The sequence below is a fragment of the Aquimarina sp. AU58 genome, assembly GCF_900312745.1.
GTDB lineage: Bacteria > Bacteroidota > Bacteroidia > Flavobacteriales > Flavobacteriaceae > Aquimarina > Aquimarina spinulae.
In genome coordinates this window covers 679,982-697,136 of the sequence record NZ_OMPD01000014.1, presented here as the reverse complement: position 1 = coordinate 697,136, position 17,155 = coordinate 679,982, and the positions used below count along the sequence as shown (strand labels likewise).

The following is a 17,155-nucleotide window of genomic DNA, read 5'->3' as shown; positions in this document are numbered from 1 at the left end:
AAAAAAGGGAAGCATCCTAAGAAAACTTCCCTTTTGCCCTATATAAATCTAGGTCTAAGACCCACACATTAAACAATCGTCTCCTTCGCCTTCTTTAGATTGTGCAATGATTGCACGAAGTTCTTCTGGAGTAAGAGCTGTTCCTTCTGGTGCAACAGCTTCTTGTTTTGGTTCTTCTTTGGTCGCTTGCGCTTCCATTACTTGTGCAGCAGCTACAGCTACTTGCTCTGGTTTAGGCTCTTCTTTAGTTTCCTTTTTAAGCGTAAACTTAATTGCATCTACTGCAGATTTCGTTCTCAGGTAATACATACCCGTTTTTAATCCGCTCTTCCATGCATAAAAATGCATCGAAGTTAACTTAGCCATAGTAGCACCTTCTAAGAACAAGTTTAAAGATTGAGACTGATCAATAAAATATCCTCTATGACGAGACATATCGATAATATCTTTCATACTCATTTCCCAAACAGTTTTGTACAGTTCTTTTAGATCCTGCGGAATGATATCTATATTTTGTACTGAACCATTTGCACGCATAATAGCATCCTTAAGGTTATCATTCCATAATCCTAATTTCACTAAATCTTCTAATAAGTGTTTATTTACTACGATAAACTCTCCAGAGAGTACACGTCTTGTATAAATGTTACTTGTGTACGGTTCGAATGCTTCATTGTTTCCTAAAATCTGAGAAGTAGATGCTGTAGGCATTGGTGCAACTAATAATGAGTTACGTACTCCGTTTTTAAGTACTTGCTTACGAAGTTTTGCCCAATCCCAACGACCGCTTAATTCCTCATCTTTTATTCCCCATAGGTTGTATTGAAAATCTCCTTTAGATATTGGAGAACCTTCATAAGTTTGATATGGCCCATCAGCTTTTGCCTCTTCCATAGATGCTGTTACTGCAGCAAAATATAGAGTTTCAAAAATCTCTTGGTTTAATTTCTTAGCCTCATCACTGGTAAATGGCAAACGCAATTGGATAAATGCATCAGCCAATCCTTGTACGCCTAATCCAATAGGGCGATGACGCATATTAGAATTTTCTGCTTCTTTTACTGGGTAGTAATTACGATCAATTACTCTGTTCAGATTCTTAGTTACCCGTTTTGTAATCTTAAAAAGCTCTTTATGATCAAACTGTCCGTTTTTCACAAACATTGGCAATGCAATAGATGCCAGGTTACATACTGCTACTTCATCTGGGCTGGTATATTCTAATATCTCTGTACATAAATTAGATGATCGTATAGTTCCCAGATTTTGTTGATTAGATTTGCGATTTGCAGCATCTTTATACAACATATATGGTGTACCTGTTTCGATCTGAGATTCTAAGATTTTTTCCCAAAGTTCACGTGCTTTGATTGTTCTTCGTCCTTTTCCTTCTGATTCAAAACGAAGGTAAGCTTCTTCAAACTCATCACTATGTATATCAAACAAACCAGGGCACTCATTAGGACACATTAAGGTCCATTCTGCATCTTCTTGTACACGTTTCATAAATAAATCCGGTACCCACATTGCATAAAATAAATCACGTGCACGCATCTCTTCTTTACCATGATTCTTTTTCAGATCCAGAAAATCAAAAATATCAGCATGCCATGGTTCTACATATATTGCAAAAGACCCTTTACGCTTTCCTCCACCCTGATCTACATAACGAGCTGTATCATTATATACTTGTAGCATGGGTACAATACCGTTAGATGTTCCATTAGTACCAGCAATATAAGAACCTGTAGCACGTACATTATGTATAGATAATCCTATTCCTCCAGCAGATTGAGAAATTTTTGCTGTTTGTTTAAGTGTATCATAAATACCATCAATACTATCATCTTTCATCGCCAGAAGGAAACAAGATGACATTTGCGGTTTTGGTGTTCCCGAATTAAATAATGTTGGTGTAGCGTGTGTAAAGTATTTTTTAGACATCAATTCATAAGTCTCTATAGCAGCATCAAGATCATTAAGATGGATACCGATAGAAACTCTCATAAGCATATGTTGCGGACGTTCAGCAATTGTGCCATTGATTTTTAATAGATAAGATCGTTCTAATGTTTTAAAACCAAAATAGTCATAGCCAAAATCTCTATTGTATATAATAGTAGAATCCAGCTTTTCCTTATTAGCCATAATTACCTCATATACATCATCGGCTATCAGCGGTCCTTTTTTACCGTTTCTTGGGTTTACATACTCATATAGGTCTGTAATGACTTCAGAAAAAGTTTTCTTTGTATTTTTATGTAGATTAGAAACAGAGATACGAGCTGCAAGCTTCGCATAATCAGGGTGTGTTATAGTCATTGTTGCTGCTATTTCTGCAGCCAAATTATCCAACTCACTAGTCGTTACTCCATCATACAACCCTTCTATCACTCTCATTGCTACCTTTACAGGATCAACTAGTGGATTAAGTCCATAACATAATTTTCTTACCCTTGCGGTAATCTTGTCGAACATAATTGGTTCTTTACGCCCATCTCTTTTTACTACATACATATTTTTTTTTGGTTTTTAAATTTTCTTCTTAACGAAGAAGTTGATGATAATTCGTGTTACTAATTTTATAATTTGAAGGTCAAAAATTATATTTCATCTCCTTGAAATTGGATACTAAAAAGAAATCTCTACATCCAAAAATCAGAGTAATTCTATAAATAAAAAATAATAATATGACTTTCGTCCCTTTTTGTTTTTTTGTGTAGCTTTTTATAAAGCTTTATCAAACTGAGCTAATCTGAATTAAACAGAAGAAATGTTTTTGACTAGCTCAGAATGAATATATCTTTATTTTTAAGTATTTTGGATCCAACTTTCGTTGGAATGATAATCTTAAGAAATTAACGTTACACTATTAATGTTCTTTTCGATTAAAAATCTGCATCAAAACTTATCTTGTTGTCTTCGGTATCTTTATTAAGCACCCCTGCTTTTTGATATTCTGAAACCCTTTTCTCAAAGAAATTGGTTTTACCTTGCAAAGAGATCATGTCCATAAAATCAAATGGATTTGATGTTTCATATTCTTTTTCGCATCCTAATTCTACCAATAATCTATCGGTAACAAATTCTAAATATTGAGTCATTAACTTAGAATTCATACCTATCAAACTTACCGGAAGAGATTCTGTTATAAACTCTCTTTCGATATCTAATGCGTCTATCAGTATTTTTCTAATTCTATCTTTTGGCACTTTATTTATCAAATGTTTGTTATGAAGATGAACTGCAAAATCGCAATGTACTCCTTCATCTCTAGAAATTAATTCATTAGAAAATGTAAGTCCTGGCATTAATCCACGTTTTTTCAACCAGAATATAGAGCAGAACGCTCCTGAAAAGAAGATTCCTTCTACCGCCGCAAATGCAATTAAACGTTCTGCAAAAGAATCAGATTCTATCCATTGTAATGCCCAGTCTGCTTTTTTCTTAATTGCCGGAAAATTCTCTAATGCATTAAATAGTATATCCTTTTCTTTTTCATCCTTTACATAAGTATCGATCAATAAAGAGTATGTTTCTGAATGAATGTTTTCCATCATGATCTGGAAACCATAGAAAAATTTCGCCTCACTATACTGTACTTCGTTTATAAAATTTTCTGCAAGATTTTCATTAACAATACCGTCAGATGCAGCAAAAAATGCTAAAATATGTTTGATGAAATATTGTTCATCCTCAGTAAGTTTGGTTGCCCAATCCGTAATATCCTGATGCAAATCGATCTCTTCTGCTGTCCAAAAACTAGCTTCGGATTTCTTATACCATTCCCAAATATCGTGGTGTTGGATAGGAAAAATTACGAATCGATCTTTGTTTTCTTGCAAAATAGGTTCTACGGCGCTCATTCTTTTTTTTTTAGCTGTTTTTTTTGAGAATTTCTTATTTCCTAAGGGTATTACAAAGATCAAAAAATAGGTTAAAAGTTCTACGGAAAGTTAACAAACGTTTTCAACAAAGTTTTCAACACGAAGTGATTTTGTAACAAAAATGATCTTTCACAAAAACACACATAACGCTTTGTTAATCAAAATATTAAGTGTTTTTTAGAAAATACAGATAATGTGAACATCATCTTCAAAAATCTCTTATTTTTCACTTGCTAGCCGAGGTTTTTCAACAGAAAAACAAAGAAGAGAAAATGCACCTGTTTACGGTAAACCCGTAAGCTAAAAAAACTCTTTTTTTAACAAAAAAAAGAACAAAAAAAGAGAGTTATTTATATTTTTAAATATAACGAAGGGGTTTATTTTTTCAATTTTGCTGCCACGTTTTCAAGTTCTATATACCAGTCTTCTCCAAATTTTCGGATTAAGGCTTCTTTAACAAATTTATAGATTGGTACTTGAAATTCTTTACCTAATGTACAGGCATCATCACAAATTTCCCATTTATGATAATTTACAGCAGAGAACTCGGTATACTCTTGCACTCTAACTGGGTATAAATGACAAGATACCGGTTTTTTCCAATCAACTTCGCCTTGATTATATGCTTCTTCGATAGCACACATAGCTGTCCCTTTTCCATCAAAAATCACATATGCGCAATCTGCTCCATCAATTAGAGGCGTTTCTAATTCTCCGTTAGCCGTTTTAATATGGGTTCCGTAATGCTCGATAACCTCGATACCTTCTTTTCTCAAATAAGGTTTAATAATAGGGTATATCTCTTTAAGTTTATGCGTTTCTGGCTCTTCTAAAGGTGCTCCTGCCTCACCATCAATGCAGCAGATTCCTTTGCATGCAGAGAGATTACATACAAAGTCTTTTTCAATAATATCCTCAGAAACTATGGTTTTTCCTAATTGAAACATGGCGCTAAGATAATTCTTATACAAGAGATTTTTTACAATTTATTCACCTTTTTATAATACCTTTATTTAATAAAGTCTATTTATATTTGCTCAAATTTTTGAAACTATTTTACTATGAACTTTGACCTTAAAGAAATATTGACTGCGAGTATGGTTCTATTTGCTGTAATAGATATCATAGGAAGTATTCCGATTATTTTAGATCTTCGTAAAAAAGTAGGCCATGTACAAAGCGAAAAGGCTTCTATCGTAGCAGCAATTTTAATGATTCTTTTCTTATTTGTAGGAAAGGAAATTCTGAGCCTAATTGGTATAGATGTTAACTCTTTTGCTGTTGCAGGTTCTTTCATTATTTTCTTTTTAGCTATAGAAATGATATTAGGTATTCAATTATATAGAGATGACGCTCCCGAAACTGCAGCTGTAGTTCCACTTGCTTTCCCTCTTATTGCAGGAGCAGGTACTATGACATCGATTTTATCTTTACGAGCAGAGTATCATACAGTTAATATAATAATAGCGATACTAATTAATATTATCTTTGTATATATTGTTCTAAAATCCTCTGGAAAAATAGAAAAAGTACTTGGTAAGCAAGGAATTAATGTGATACGGAAAATATTTGGAGTAATTTTGCTGGCTATTGCAGTTAAATTATTTACGGCAAATATTAAAGAGCTATTAACCACTATTTAGTTTTAAAACAAATGAAATATTTTATATACCTATTAATCACTATTGCTACAGGTTTAATCATTTATAATATAACCTATCTAGATTTTGATGATTTATTGATTGGTGATAGTAAAACAGCCCTTATTGGTGTTTTTTCTTCTGCTTGTGTAGTTTTACTAATGGCAATCTTATTGGTTTCTAGAAATATTCAAAAGAAAAAAAGAGGGAGCTAAGCTTAGTTTCTAATAGCAATAAAACACTACTTACATTTAAAATACAAAGAAGCAGGCGATAATCACTGGTGGAATTGAAATTACCATTAGGATCATAAAAAAGTTATGTAGTTTTCTAAACAACAATGCTTTCTTTAAAGATTTTTTAAGTTTTAAATCCTCAGAACTATGGATATGTTCTCTTATTATATCACCAGAAACATAAGAGGTATCAACTAATATATCGTGCTTTAAAAAAATAGAAGCACTATTATCTAACAACCTAAAAGCAACTGCTATAATAAAGAAAAAAAGTGGAGAGCATATTGCAATAGCTACTAGATATTCTTCAAATTCTGACATATATATATTAGATATAAGTTATTCTTCTTTAGAAAGTGATAATACTTTATTAATCATTGCATCATCTTTATTTATAATTCTTTCAAAAGCCCCAGTTCCAAATAATTGTTGCGCCATTATCGCTTTCAAATATTTTTTTAATTGATCTTCATAATTCTTCAACTCAATTTCTATCCCTCTTTGCCTAGAATACTTTAAAAAATCTTCAGCAAAAGTATCGTCTATATTAATTTTTTCATCGAACTCATTTTCAGATAAATCATTATAATACGACCTGTTTTTATCTAGTTCTTCAAATACATATCCTCCCATACGGCCAGAACGTAACATATAATCTAATGTTTCACCAACACGTGTTGTATCTTTACTAACAAATATATCTGGTATAATACCTCCACCTCCATAAACAATTTTACCTCCAGGAGTTTTAAATTTTAAAGAATCTGCTACCTGAATACTATCGGCATTCTGCAATTCTCCATTTTTATATCGCTCCATATACTCATTAAAATATTCTTTATTTCCGTTGGTATATGGTTTTTGTATCGACCGCCCGGTAGGTGTATAATATCTTGAAATTGTTAATCGTATTGCACTACCATCTCCTAATGCCATTTCTCTTTGCACGAGACCTTTTCCGTAAGAACGTCTACCAACGATAGCTCCTCTATCATTATCTTGAATTGCTCCTGCAAAAATTTCACTGGCAGAGGCAGAGTTTTCGTTGATTAACACATAAACTTTTCCTTGTTCGAAACTTCCTTTATTGGTAGCAAAGTTATTTTCGATAGCTCCTTTTTTATTTTTGGTAAACATAATCAGCACATCATCCTTCAAAAATTCGTCTGCCATTTTTAGCGCCGGTGCGATAAACCCTCCTCCATTATCACGAAGATCAATCACCATATTTTCGGCTCCTTCATCTATTAGTTTATCTAATGCTGTTTTAAATTCTTTGTACGTTGTTTCTGCAAAACGATTTACTTTTACATACCCCAATTTATCATCCAACATATAGACCGCGTCTACACTTTGTATAGGCACACGCCCTCTTTTTACAACTACATCAAATATTCCTTTGCCTTTTCTATATACTCTAAGTTGTACCTGGCTATTTAGCTCTCCTTTTAATCTATTTGCTAATCCATCTCTTATTAAACGTTCTCCATACAAAGTATCACTATCTGCCATTAATATTCTATCTCCTGCCTTAATTCCCGATTTTTCACTCGGTCCTCCTTTTATGGTATTAATTACAGATATTGTATCTCTATAGGGATAATAACTCACCCCTATACCAATAAAATCTCCTTGCATATTTTCTGTAATCCCCTCAAGTTCTTCTGATGGGATATATATCGAATGAGGATCCAGATTTTCTAATATTCTGTTTACCGTAACTTCTACAATACTATCGGTATTGATTTCATCTACATACTCATAATCTATATAATCAATAAGCCTATTTAGTTTTTCTTTTTTGGGGTTATAAGAAAATAGCTTTGCCGAAGGGTTGCTAAAATCAAGTTTACTCCCCAAAAATACTCCGGCTCCTACAGCCAAACCCAAAAACAAAGGCAAGTATTTTTTTGAATATCCCATTATTCTTCTAAATCCGTAATCTGTTCTATTTCTACTCCAGCTTTAGCAAGAAACTGCAAACCAGAGTCATCTTTATAACCTATTTGATACACTATGCGTTTTATTCCTGCCTGGTGAATCAATTTACTACACTCCTTACATGGTGATAATGTAATATATAATGTTGCTCCTCTACATGATTGAGTAGAAGAAGCTACTTTAGAAATCGCATTTGCTTCTGCATGCAATACATACCACTTTGTATATCCTTCTTCGTCTTCACATGGATTCTCAAAACCTGTTGGGGTTCCATTAAATCCATCTGAAATAATCATTCTATCCTTTACAATAACCGCACCAACTTTTTTTCTTTCACAATGAGATAACTTTCCCCATTCTCTTGCAATCCTTAGATAGGCTTTATCGTACTTCAGTTGTTTTTTTTTTGACATAAAATAGAATGACTAGTGTATTGATAACAATCAAAGTACGAATATATTATTACGATGTGGCAAATACAACCTTAATCACTACTTATTCACCAAATTTTATTTGCAATAAGCATGGGGATTACCATCCCTATTACAATAGAAGAAACAACAAGTATCCAATCTCGTTTTGAAAATCGAAAAAAGGTCTGAAATATAAAGCTAACTATAAGAACTAATAAAACAATAACAATCTGTGCAACTTCAACCCCTAATGCAAACTCAATTAAGGGTAAAATTTTAGAATTCACATTACTACTAATTGCTCTAAAATAACTAGAAAACCCTAATCCATGAATTAATCCAAAAAAAAGAGTTACTCCGTATAAGATTCCTATTTTACTGTTTTTTGAAGTATTCTTTACAGTAAATACATTAAACAATCCTGTAATCAAAATGGTTACAGGAATCAAGAATTCTACCAATCTCGAATTTACTGATACTACATCATATGCTGCCAGGAATAAAGACAATGTATGTCCTATTGTAAATATGGTAACCAGTAATAAAATACGTTTCCAGTTATCAAAAGTATACCCTACTGTTAGCGCAATTAGAAATAAAATATGGTCATAAGCATGCCAATCTAGCACGTGACCAAAACCCAGCTTTATATAAAGCCAAAACTCTGACATAATTTTAGGTTTTGAGGTGTGGGACTAATGTACAACTAAATACAAGAACGAAGAAATACATGAAAAATTCTTATCAAAAGTTTAAGAAATTCTGAAACACAAGCAACTACCAAAATCAAAAAAACCCAGGAACATTCTCCTGAGTTTTTCTTTTATTTATCAATTTTTTTCTTTCGAAGAGCATTTTCAATATTTAGTTTTTATATATCTATTAGGTCTCAGTTTCATTTTTCGGAACTGACACAAAAGTGTTTTTTGATAATGATACTACTCTAGTTTTTCAAGTCTAATTGTTATAGTTTTCTTTAAGCAGGGAAACGTATACACGCACAAAGGCACCTTAAAAAAGGTGCCTTTTACATATTATATATAATAGAAATCTTTTAGGAATTACTTACAATAACGATTTGTGATCTCTATTTCTCCATTAAACCTAATGTTTCTCACCCATCCGCGAGTTATTGATCTGTCTGCACTAATATACATACCTACCTGAGTTGATTTAACTCCTGTTCTTGGATCATTATCAAGCGCAGATTCCTGCCAGTTAAATACATAATTACCTTCAGAATTTAATCTTCCGTATATAGTAAAATAAATGAAATCAAATTGACCTCTAGCTTGCACTCTCCCGTTTACTGTACTAACGGTAAAAAAACCATAACCAGGACCACCATCACATCCTTTAATAGTATATTGACCATCTATAGAAGAAGCTCGGGTAATTGACGACTCTGATTTAAGGTTGTTTGTTTCTAATTGGTTTAGAATACTTGTTTCAGTCTCTATTACATTTGTAGGTTCAACGGATTCAGTTTCGTCTTTGTCACAAGCAATAAAAGAAAATAGAGATAAAATAAAGATTGAGCAATACATTAATTTTTTCATTTCAGAAAAGGTTTTAAGGGTTAAAATTTTAATTAAATCGTAATTAATTACTGGGGCAAAAGTATGGCCCTAAAGAAGAATTAGTATTGCACTTTTTTGCTCTTCTTAATGTACTTTTTCTCGCTTAACTAAACTTTAGCAAAGCATTAAGAGTTATTTTGTAGGCGGATCTAAAATATGGATTTGTATTAAACCTCTTACATTTTTCAGACTTCACTAACTACATTAAATTGAAGTTTATCAATTTCACTGAAAACAGGGTATAGATTACAGTATTAGAATAATAATTTGCCTACTCATACATACCCCCATAATTATGAAAATATTAATATACCCTTTATTAGCCCTTTTACTTTTATCCTGTAGTTCTAAAGATGATGATACTCCTATTAACGGAAATACCGATTCATACAGGCTTAAAGATCAAAACATAACAGCGATTCAAAATGAATCTAAAAAAATCATTCTGGGAGATCTTAAAAATTCATCTGGCAACACACTAACATATACAGTAACCCCAGATTCTAAAATTACTTTTACATCAGAAAAAAATAGTATTGAATATACGTCTGGTCAAGTAGGTGTCGAAACTCTTAATGTGACTGCTACAGATGGTATAAATACCCCTATAACTGCCAAAATTAATATTACTGTAAAAGAAGCAGAAAGTACTAGTTTTGATCTAATTGAAGGCTATGATTTCTATGATCCAAAATCTGATCCTAACTTCCCTACTGTTTTATTACCCGGCGAATCATATACAAGCCCTCATTATAAAACAACGGTAAGACGATTATCCAATCCATCACAAGATGGTGCTGGCGCAAGCTTTATGGTTAATGAATATTCTAGAAAGCAGTCTTTTAATATTGATGATACAAAAATTTTAATTTATGCTGAAGATGGGTTTTATCATGTATACAATATAGACGGAAGTCATTATAAAAAACTACAAGGTCCTGCTTCAGATTGTGAAATAGACTGGCACCTTACGGATCCTAATAAAGTTATTTACACAGATTTGAACGGAATTGGTCTTAAATTTTATGAACATAATATAGTAACCGATGAAGTTAAAACAATAATAGATCTTACAAATGTTGCTTCTATTAATGGTAATACTAGTTTAACCTCGGTAAAACAGATATGGCCAGATGCAGCAGCTGCCTGGACAAAAGCCGAAGGAACCAGCTCTAAAGATGGAAGGTATCGAGGTTTGATGATAGAAAAAGTAGTTGGTAATGACCTTTATTTTTTGGGGTTAATCGTTTATGATCAACAAGAGAATGCTATTGTAGGCTATTTGGACAAAGCAGATTATGGAGATAAACCAGATCATGTGAGTATGTCTCCCTCTGGGGATTATATAGTTCCTTCTAGTACACAAAATGGCGTAGGAACACGTGCCTATACAAGAGATTTTTCTTCTTATGTGCAATTGCATAGAACCTCTGAGCATTCTGATTTAGGAATTCTCCCTAATGGACATGATGTATACATAGCTGCAGATTACCAGGACAATGAAGGTCAAATCTTTATGTACGACATACAAGCTAATCAAAAAACAGAGTTTAACCATTTGTACCAATATAATTCTGGTGGTGACAAACCAATTAATGCTGCCAATCATTATTCTTTAAAAGCTTTCAATAAACCAGGGTGGGCACTATTATCTACCTATTCAAGTGCAAACCCACTAAATGGATGGGCACAAAATAAACTCATAGCTATAGAATTAAAACAAGACGGAAGAATATTAAATATCTCGAACACTTACGGAGATCATGCAAAATTCCCTGGTAAAAATTACTGGGCAGAAACAAAAGGATCTGTAAATAGAGACTTTACCAAAATAATATTTACAAGCACATGGTTTGCCGGAAGAGATGAAGACAGTAATGCATACATCATTGAATTAGAACCAAATCAGATTCCTAGTTTATAGCACTAACCTAGTTCAAATACAATGAAAATAAAATTGTCTTTTTTCACTATTTGCTTTGTCTTATCATTTGCGTGTAGTAACGATGATAATTCTCAACAAGTAATCAATGAAGCAACATTAGATATTGTTCATAACAACAAAATTATATTTGATGCTGGATTTTTGATATCAAAAGCAACTGCAGTAATTACCAACGACATTTATCAAAACACATTTGATTTTAATATAGACCATGTCACCCATATTTTTAATGGTACCCTAACCAAAATCCCATATGGAGAGTATAAGTTAGAAGTCAGGTTTTATGAAAATGATAAAGTTCAGTTTTATGCCAATGCATCCATAATATTAGAAGACTCAAAAAAGACTATTGATGACTTGGTTTTCAAAGAAGTGGATAATAATGAGGCAGAACCTCTAATTACAAATCAGTTTTTAAGTGTTCATATCAATAAAGATTTGACAATAACTCTTGGCCCTGATAGAGATAAAGATGGAAATTCTATTACGTATACAGTTACTCCCGAGGAAAATTTTACCCGTACCTCGGAGAATAACATAGTGTATAATAATGGTACAATAGGAAAATACATATTAAACGTTACTGCAAAAGAAAAGGATAATACAGAAACTAAGGCAAACATTACTATTTCTATTAAAGAACCAGTATTTCTTGAAGCTCCGGCAGATATCTTATTTGTTGGTAATAGCCTGACACATCCTTTTGGTCCCAGGTGGGGTGATGATAGTGAAAGTAAAAAAGGGGCCGTAAAATATCATTTACAACAAATTTACAATGAACTAAACTTGAATAATGGTTTTGTAGAATCTATCAGAGGAGGTGCTTCCTTAAAAAGGCATTATGGATATGATAACCCTCCTAATCCCGATAGTCCAGGAGACACTTATGAAATTGATGCTATCAAAGAGCAACATACTGTTACAGTACTCCAGCCTATGCTAGATGAGCCCTCTGATCATCTTGAAGATTTCAGAGCTTACGGAAAAATATTTATAGATCTAATTCGGGATGAAAAAAGTATCCCCGTTATTTATCACCCTTGGTCTCTAAAAAATCGTCAAGACACTTACGAAACAAATCTTAAAGAAACTAAGAAATTATGCAATGAACTCGGGATTCAATTTGTAGATGTAGCATCTGTAGTATATCAGATATATCTGGATGACACTACTACAGATAAAGCTTTATATAATCGATTATATGCAGGAAACAGTGATAATACTCACCTTTCTATTGAAGGAATGTATATGGTGGGATTATCTTTTGCCAAATTTTTTACAGGAGTAGACGCTACAGATATAAATTATAGAGTTGAAGAAGCAGATAAAGAATATGCCGATATGATTAAAAGCACCATTGACAAAGTAATCAGCAATAGGTTTCAAGAATAATATCAAATTTCAAAATCTTTGACTTCTATAACACACTATAAACTAGTTGTCATTTTTTGTAACCAATCTTAAATTGGCGATAAAAAGAGAACCAATACCAATCAAGACCACAATACTCGCTACTGAAAGTGCAACGAAATAGTGTTCGAAAAAAATAAAATCAAGCCAAATAACTGCCCCTTTATAAAAAATTAATACTTCTGTGAGAGCAAACCCAAAAAGATAGATGTAATATCCTTTTTTAGGAATCTTAATAAGTTTAAAATAGTCTAAGAATACAAATAAACTAATACTTACTACTCCCAGAAAAGTCCAGTGTAAATAAGCAATGGTAAAATCTACAATAGTAGTCGCCAGGTTTGCAATATATGGAAAAGCAGAAGCTATCTGTAGCAAAAACTTAACTAGTAATAGAATACCTACTGTTCTCAATAATTTTTTTTGAAAACCAGAAAACACAGTACTCAATACCATTCTTGATTTCATTAGTAGTTTAATAAATATCAAAAATGCTATACCCTGAAGTAGGCTACCTATTCCTCCCAAAATATAATAAATACTTGCCGGTTTAGTCCATAATACCGAAAGGAAAAAACTTAAAACAATCCCAAGATTAATTGCCCAGAAGAAGCCATTAAAATCACTATTAGAGATACTTACTTTTTGATCTTCAAGAATAAAAATTAGTAACCCAAATAAGGCTAGTATCATCCATCCGTTATATTGAAAATGTAAATAAAAATAAATGGCTAGTCTATACCAGATAGAATCTGCTCCTAATGTACTCATTATCGCTCCTAATGCCCAGGGGCCAATACTAGAAATAATCATGTACCACAAAGAAATCTTTATACATTTATAGGATTTTGTATTCTTAAACTTCTCGGGTACATTTTTAATAAAAAACCAGGTAAACCCATACGAAGCGAAAAGAAAAAGTGTAGAAAAAGTTATCGAGAATAATGCATATCCTTGAAAAGGAAAGCTAAACAACATTCCTAATAAAGTAAATTGGGTAAACCAGAAAATATTCCTATATCCCTTACCAACATTACTCTTCCTCAAATACAATTTGTAAAGCAACGTTGTTAAACCAATATACACCCATCCTAATAATGCAATATGAGAGTGAGTATGTACAATATACCTATAGTCTACAGATATATCAAAAACATATAAAAATCTTAAAAAAACACCAAGTGCAGCTGCCAATAGAAAAAAGGCGAGTGATATCATGGTGTCTCGTTTTGAATTTATCATGCAACAGTCTCTTCAGTACAATAAATCTAGCGTTAAAAATCTTTTTTCTTAGATTTTCTATAGATGTTGAATGTAGGTAAAAATACCCAAATAGAAAGTGCAATACAAGATAAAATTACTCCTAAATTAGTACCAAAGAATTTCTGAAAAACAGCACCAGTATATCCTAGTAAAGCAGAAATATCAAGTTTCAATAAGATCAAAATCCTGGATAAATCAATAGGGTTAAATAAGGTTACTCCTATTGAAAATTTATCTAATGGATATGATTCAAACATGATTAATGACATTAAAAAAAGACCGTCATAGATTACTGCCATAAATAACCAAAGTAAAATAGCATAACTAAATCCTTTTATCTTATTTTCATTATACAGCGCAATGTTAAATGCCAGTGCAGTAAAAATTAATGTCAAAAATGTGCCTGTAATGAGAAGTAATAAAAATTCCCAAATCGTATTCGATTGAAAGAGACCATACATAGCAAATGGTAACCCTAGCCCTATTATCAAACTCATAGAAAGAGAAAGTGCTACCCCCAGGTATTGCCCAAGAAATATAGATGATCTTTTAATGGGTTGTGCCAAAAGCAATTCTGTAAATTCTTTAGAATTATAATAATACATTACTCCAAAAATGGTTCCGATAAGAGGAACAAGAATGATAATCACATTCATCAAAGTGATTACGGCTTTAGACAAATCATTATTCAGGAATAATAATACAAATCCCAATGCTAAATAAAAAAGCAGGTATACATAACTCCATCGGCTACGGATAAGGTCGTAAAAACTATATTTTAAAATCTTAAGCATTGTTTTCTTTTAGCAGATTAGCAATCGCATGTTCGAAATCGGTTTCCTTCGTCTTTTCTTTTAAGGTGTTAATATTTCCTTTGAAATACACTTTACCTTCAAGAAGAAAAACAATTTCATCAGCAACCTCTTCAACAAAACTCATGATATGAGAAGTAATCAAAATTGTTTTTCCTTTTGTTTTTTCTTTTTGTATTATTTTTTTTAACTCTAACAAAGCAATAGGATCAAGTCCTGTAGTAGGTTCATCTAGAATGATTAATGGGCTATCAAACATTAATGTTAATACTAAATTTACTTTTTGTTTTGTCCCCCCAGACAAGTTACTTAGTTTTTTATCCAGGAAAGGGGTTAATTGAAAAGAGGTTATCAATGTAGCATCATCGCCGGGTTTATTTCGTAAATCTTTGATCATCCTAATCAATTCTTTTACAGTTAAGTTTGCAGGAAAATTAGCTATCTGTGGTAAATAATCTATTTGCTGACGATATTTCCAGCTTTTCTTAATTGGGGTGTCATCAATAAAAATATTACCCTTATTTGGGATAACCATCCCAAGAATAGATTTAATTAATGTCGTTTTACCAGATCCATTGGGTCCTAGTATTGCAAATATCCCACCTTCAGTAATACCTAGATCGACTCCTTTAAGTACCTGATTCTTTCCAAAATTCTTATGTAAATTATCAATTTTAATCATTCTTGCTTTTCATTAAGGGATAATTATCAAGTAAATTATCAGGAGTAAATACAGGGGAAACTTTTTCAGAAAAATCAATCATATCAATAAACAAACTCCTCATTAAGATAATCGTTTCTGGGGTTCGATTTACAATATATGAGAATAGTTTTACTGGTCTGTAGGGTACATCTCCAATACCGTCTTTATCCAAATCATATCCTGTATACCCACTCCAATAATTCTTATCAAATTTGTTATCATTAAGTTTACTGTTATAAGAAACATCAAATGAATTATACATAAAATTATTATTGCTAAATATATTTGTATAACATGCACCACGTACTTTAATAGCCCAACCGTTTTTTATAAAACTGTTTTTGGTATACCTAATTCGATTAGAGCCTTCGATATTAATTCCTATTGTATTTTCTTTAAAAATATTCCCTGTTATTTCTGCATCATTGATCTCTTTCAACAAAAGACCATAGGATGCTGTTCCCCAGTTTTCTTTAAACGTATTCGTCAACATTTTTATCTTCTTAGAGAACATTACAGCAACACCTGCCCCATTATTCTCAAACGTATTGTTTTCATACAGATCATTATTAGAAAACATAAAATGCAACCCATATCGTAAGTTATTAGAACTTATATTATTTTTTATTCTACAATCATTGGCAAACTCAAGATAAATCCCGTCTCTTACATGTGTAATGATGTTATTTTCTATATCTATATTTTGAGAATACCATAGTTGTATGCCATTACCCGAATTGTACTCTTCTACTGCATCACCTATAATCTTATTATGAAAAATTCTGCCATCTCTTGATTTCTCTATATAAATCCCAAAAAACAGCTTTTCTAACACCAAATTTTGTATCAAAAAATTTTGGCTTTTCACCACTCGAACAGCCGCATAATCTTCTGTATAACTAGTACCCACATTAATAATGAATAACCCATCTACAGTAACATTATCAGAAACCACTTTTATAATTCCTCCTTTTAGTTCTCCATCAATTATGGGATAGTTTTCACCCAATAATGTCAAAGGTTTATCGATCACAATATCAAATTCATTATACTTTCCTTTTTTTATCACTACCGTATCAAGTGCTGTGGCTATAGCGACACCTTCTTTAATTGTCTTTATTTCACAGGAATTACAGACCTTTATAGTCTTGCCCAAAAGTAATACGGGTAGAAGAAAGATTGCCAGAAATAGTATTTTTCTGATTTGAAACATCTATTTATTTTTTTGTTTTCCCTGTAGGTTAGATTTGTGTTCAGACTAACCAATATAGAATTAGAACAGTTTCTAGTCTTCATCGGGATAAGGTATTTTTATCTGGTAGTCA

General features: G+C 32.2%; 16 protein-coding genes. 4 read left to right on the top strand and 12 right to left on the bottom strand.

Features of this window, described 5'->3' with window-relative positions; translation table 11 throughout:
- Nucleotides 1-54: 54 nt before the first annotated feature.
- From DK441_RS14415 to DK441_RS14405, 3 genes are all read right to left on the bottom strand, one after another.
- Nucleotides 55-2,517 carry a ribonucleoside-diphosphate reductase subunit alpha gene (locus DK441_RS14415; RefSeq protein ID WP_109851346.1) on the bottom strand — a complete coding sequence of 821 codons (2,463 nt, stop codon included), beginning with the start codon at nucleotides 2,515-2,517 and terminating at the stop codon, nucleotides 55-57.
- Between the two features lie 371 nt (nucleotides 2,518-2,888).
- Nucleotides 2,889-3,866, bottom strand: coding sequence for a ribonucleotide-diphosphate reductase subunit beta (locus tag DK441_RS14410; RefSeq protein ID WP_024772204.1), 978 nt, complete (start codon nucleotides 3,864-3,866; stop codon nucleotides 2,889-2,891).
- A 398-nt stretch (nucleotides 3,867-4,264) separates the two neighbouring features.
- Nucleotides 4,265-4,834 (bottom strand): DUF3109 family protein, encoded by a 570-nt coding sequence (locus DK441_RS14405; protein WP_109851345.1) that lies wholly within the window; start codon nucleotides 4,832-4,834, stop codon nucleotides 4,265-4,267.
- A 114-nt stretch (nucleotides 4,835-4,948) separates the two neighbouring features.
- On the opposite strand from DK441_RS14405, the gene DK441_RS14400 reads away from it, so the two are divergent.
- Together DK441_RS14400 and DK441_RS14395 are read left to right on the top strand one after the other, a co-directional pair.
- Nucleotides 4,949-5,530 (top strand): MarC family protein, encoded by a 582-nt coding sequence (locus tag DK441_RS14400; protein WP_109851344.1) that lies wholly within the window; start codon nucleotides 4,949-4,951, stop codon nucleotides 5,528-5,530.
- Nucleotides 5,531-5,541: 11 nt separating this feature from the next.
- Nucleotides 5,542-5,742, top strand: a complete 201-nt coding sequence (locus DK441_RS14395; RefSeq protein ID WP_108807975.1) for a hypothetical protein — start codon at nucleotides 5,542-5,544, stop codon at nucleotides 5,740-5,742.
- A gap of 36 nt (nucleotides 5,743-5,778) precedes the next feature.
- On the opposite strand, the gene DK441_RS14390 is transcribed toward DK441_RS14395, so the two are convergent.
- From DK441_RS14390 to DK441_RS14370, 5 genes are all read right to left on the bottom strand, one after another.
- Nucleotides 5,779-6,084, bottom strand: a complete 306-nt coding sequence (locus DK441_RS14390) for a hypothetical protein (protein WP_025666819.1) — start codon at nucleotides 6,082-6,084, stop codon at nucleotides 5,779-5,781.
- 18 nt (nucleotides 6,085-6,102) lie between these two features.
- A complete protein-coding gene (locus DK441_RS14385) occupies nucleotides 6,103-7,686 on the bottom strand; it encodes a S41 family peptidase (protein WP_109851343.1) in 1,584 nt (527 codons plus the stop codon).
- Complete coding sequence (locus DK441_RS14380; protein WP_025666817.1) at nucleotides 7,686-8,117, bottom strand: dCMP deaminase family protein; 432 nt, start codon at nucleotides 8,115-8,117, stop codon at nucleotides 7,686-7,688. The genes DK441_RS14385 and DK441_RS14380 overlap by 1 nt, the downstream gene beginning before the upstream one ends.
- An 86-nt stretch (nucleotides 8,118-8,203) precedes the next feature.
- Complete coding sequence (locus DK441_RS14375; RefSeq protein WP_109851342.1) at nucleotides 8,204-8,788, bottom strand: HupE/UreJ family protein; 585 nt, start codon at nucleotides 8,786-8,788, stop codon at nucleotides 8,204-8,206.
- A gap of 390 nt (nucleotides 8,789-9,178) precedes the next feature.
- Entirely contained in the window at nucleotides 9,179-9,676 is a 498-nt protein-coding gene (locus tag DK441_RS14370) for a hypothetical protein (RefSeq protein WP_109851341.1), read from the bottom strand.
- A 316-nt stretch (nucleotides 9,677-9,992) separates the two neighbouring features.
- On the opposite strand from DK441_RS14370, the gene DK441_RS14365 reads away from it, so the two are divergent.
- Nucleotides 9,993-11,621, top strand: a complete 1,629-nt coding sequence (locus DK441_RS14365) for a hypothetical protein (RefSeq protein ID WP_109851340.1) — start codon at nucleotides 9,993-9,995, stop codon at nucleotides 11,619-11,621.
- 21 nt (nucleotides 11,622-11,642) lie between these two features.
- Complete coding sequence (locus DK441_RS14360) at nucleotides 11,643-13,034, top strand: hypothetical protein (protein WP_109851339.1); 1,392 nt, start codon at nucleotides 11,643-11,645, stop codon at nucleotides 13,032-13,034.
- Between the two features lie 42 nt (nucleotides 13,035-13,076).
- On the opposite strand, the gene DK441_RS14355 is transcribed toward DK441_RS14360, so the two are convergent.
- Genes DK441_RS14355 through DK441_RS14340 form a run of 4 tightly spaced genes read right to left on the bottom strand, consistent with a single transcriptional unit; the run spans nucleotide 13,077 to nucleotide 17,043 of the window.
- Nucleotides 13,077-14,270 carry a hypothetical protein gene (locus DK441_RS14355; RefSeq protein WP_235015767.1) on the bottom strand — a complete coding sequence of 398 codons (1,194 nt, stop codon included), beginning with the start codon at nucleotides 14,268-14,270 and terminating at the stop codon, nucleotides 13,077-13,079.
- 56 nt (nucleotides 14,271-14,326) lie between these two features.
- Nucleotides 14,327-15,109 carry an ABC transporter permease gene (locus DK441_RS14350; protein ID WP_074409484.1) on the bottom strand — a complete coding sequence of 261 codons (783 nt, stop codon included), beginning with the start codon at nucleotides 15,107-15,109 and terminating at the stop codon, nucleotides 14,327-14,329.
- Nucleotides 15,102-15,809 (bottom strand): ABC transporter ATP-binding protein, encoded by a 708-nt coding sequence (locus DK441_RS14345; RefSeq protein WP_109851337.1) that lies wholly within the window; start codon nucleotides 15,807-15,809, stop codon nucleotides 15,102-15,104. The genes DK441_RS14350 and DK441_RS14345 overlap by 8 nt, the downstream gene beginning before the upstream one ends.
- Entirely contained in the window at nucleotides 15,802-17,043 is a 1,242-nt protein-coding gene (locus DK441_RS14340; protein WP_109851336.1) for a nitrous oxide reductase family maturation protein NosD, read from the bottom strand. The genes DK441_RS14345 and DK441_RS14340 overlap by 8 nt, the downstream gene beginning before the upstream one ends.
- Nucleotides 17,044-17,155 lie beyond the last annotated feature (112 nt).

What these genes read in the sequence shown, in the direction of transcription:
- DK441_RS14415 (WP_109851346.1), bottom strand. Translation starts at nt 2,517, where the DNA reads ATGTATGTAGTAAAAAGAGATGGGCGTAAAGAACCAATTATGTTCGAC.
- DK441_RS14395 (WP_108807975.1), top strand. Translation starts at nt 5,542, where the DNA reads ATGAAATATTTTATATACCTATTAATCACTATTGCTACAGGTTTAATC.
- DK441_RS14400 (WP_109851344.1), top strand. Translation starts at nt 4,949, where the DNA reads ATGAACTTTGACCTTAAAGAAATATTGACTGCGAGTATGGTTCTATTT.
- DK441_RS14410 (WP_024772204.1), bottom strand. Translation starts at nt 3,866, where the DNA reads ATGAGCGCCGTAGAACCTATTTTGCAAGAAAACAAAGATCGATTCGTA.
- DK441_RS14385 (WP_109851343.1), bottom strand. Translation starts at nt 7,686, where the DNA reads ATGGGATATTCAAAAAAATACTTGCCTTTGTTTTTGGGTTTGGCTGTA.
- DK441_RS14405 (WP_109851345.1), bottom strand. Translation starts at nt 4,834, where the DNA reads ATGTTTCAATTAGGAAAAACCATAGTTTCTGAGGATATTATTGAAAAA.
- DK441_RS14370 (WP_109851341.1), bottom strand. Translation starts at nt 9,676, where the DNA reads ATGAAAAAATTAATGTATTGCTCAATCTTTATTTTATCTCTATTTTCT.
- DK441_RS14390 (WP_025666819.1), bottom strand. Translation starts at nt 6,084, where the DNA reads ATGTCAGAATTTGAAGAATATCTAGTAGCTATTGCAATATGCTCTCCA.
- DK441_RS14350 (WP_074409484.1), bottom strand. Translation starts at nt 15,109, where the DNA reads ATGCTTAAGATTTTAAAATATAGTTTTTACGACCTTATCCGTAGCCGA.
- DK441_RS14345 (WP_109851337.1), bottom strand. Translation starts at nt 15,809, where the DNA reads ATGATTAAAATTGATAATTTACATAAGAATTTTGGAAAGAATCAGGTA.
- DK441_RS14380 (WP_025666817.1), bottom strand. Translation starts at nt 8,117, where the DNA reads ATGTCAAAAAAAAAACAACTGAAGTACGATAAAGCCTATCTAAGGATT.
- DK441_RS14365 (WP_109851340.1), top strand. Translation starts at nt 9,993, where the DNA reads ATGAAAATATTAATATACCCTTTATTAGCCCTTTTACTTTTATCCTGT.
- DK441_RS14355 (WP_235015767.1), bottom strand. Translation starts at nt 14,270, where the DNA reads ATGATATCACTCGCCTTTTTTCTATTGGCAGCTGCACTTGGTGTTTTT.
- DK441_RS14340 (WP_109851336.1), bottom strand. Translation starts at nt 17,043, where the DNA reads ATGTTTCAAATCAGAAAAATACTATTTCTGGCAATCTTTCTTCTACCC.
- DK441_RS14360 (WP_109851339.1), top strand. Translation starts at nt 11,643, where the DNA reads ATGAAAATAAAATTGTCTTTTTTCACTATTTGCTTTGTCTTATCATTT.
- DK441_RS14375 (WP_109851342.1), bottom strand. Translation starts at nt 8,788, where the DNA reads ATGTCAGAGTTTTGGCTTTATATAAAGCTGGGTTTTGGTCACGTGCTA.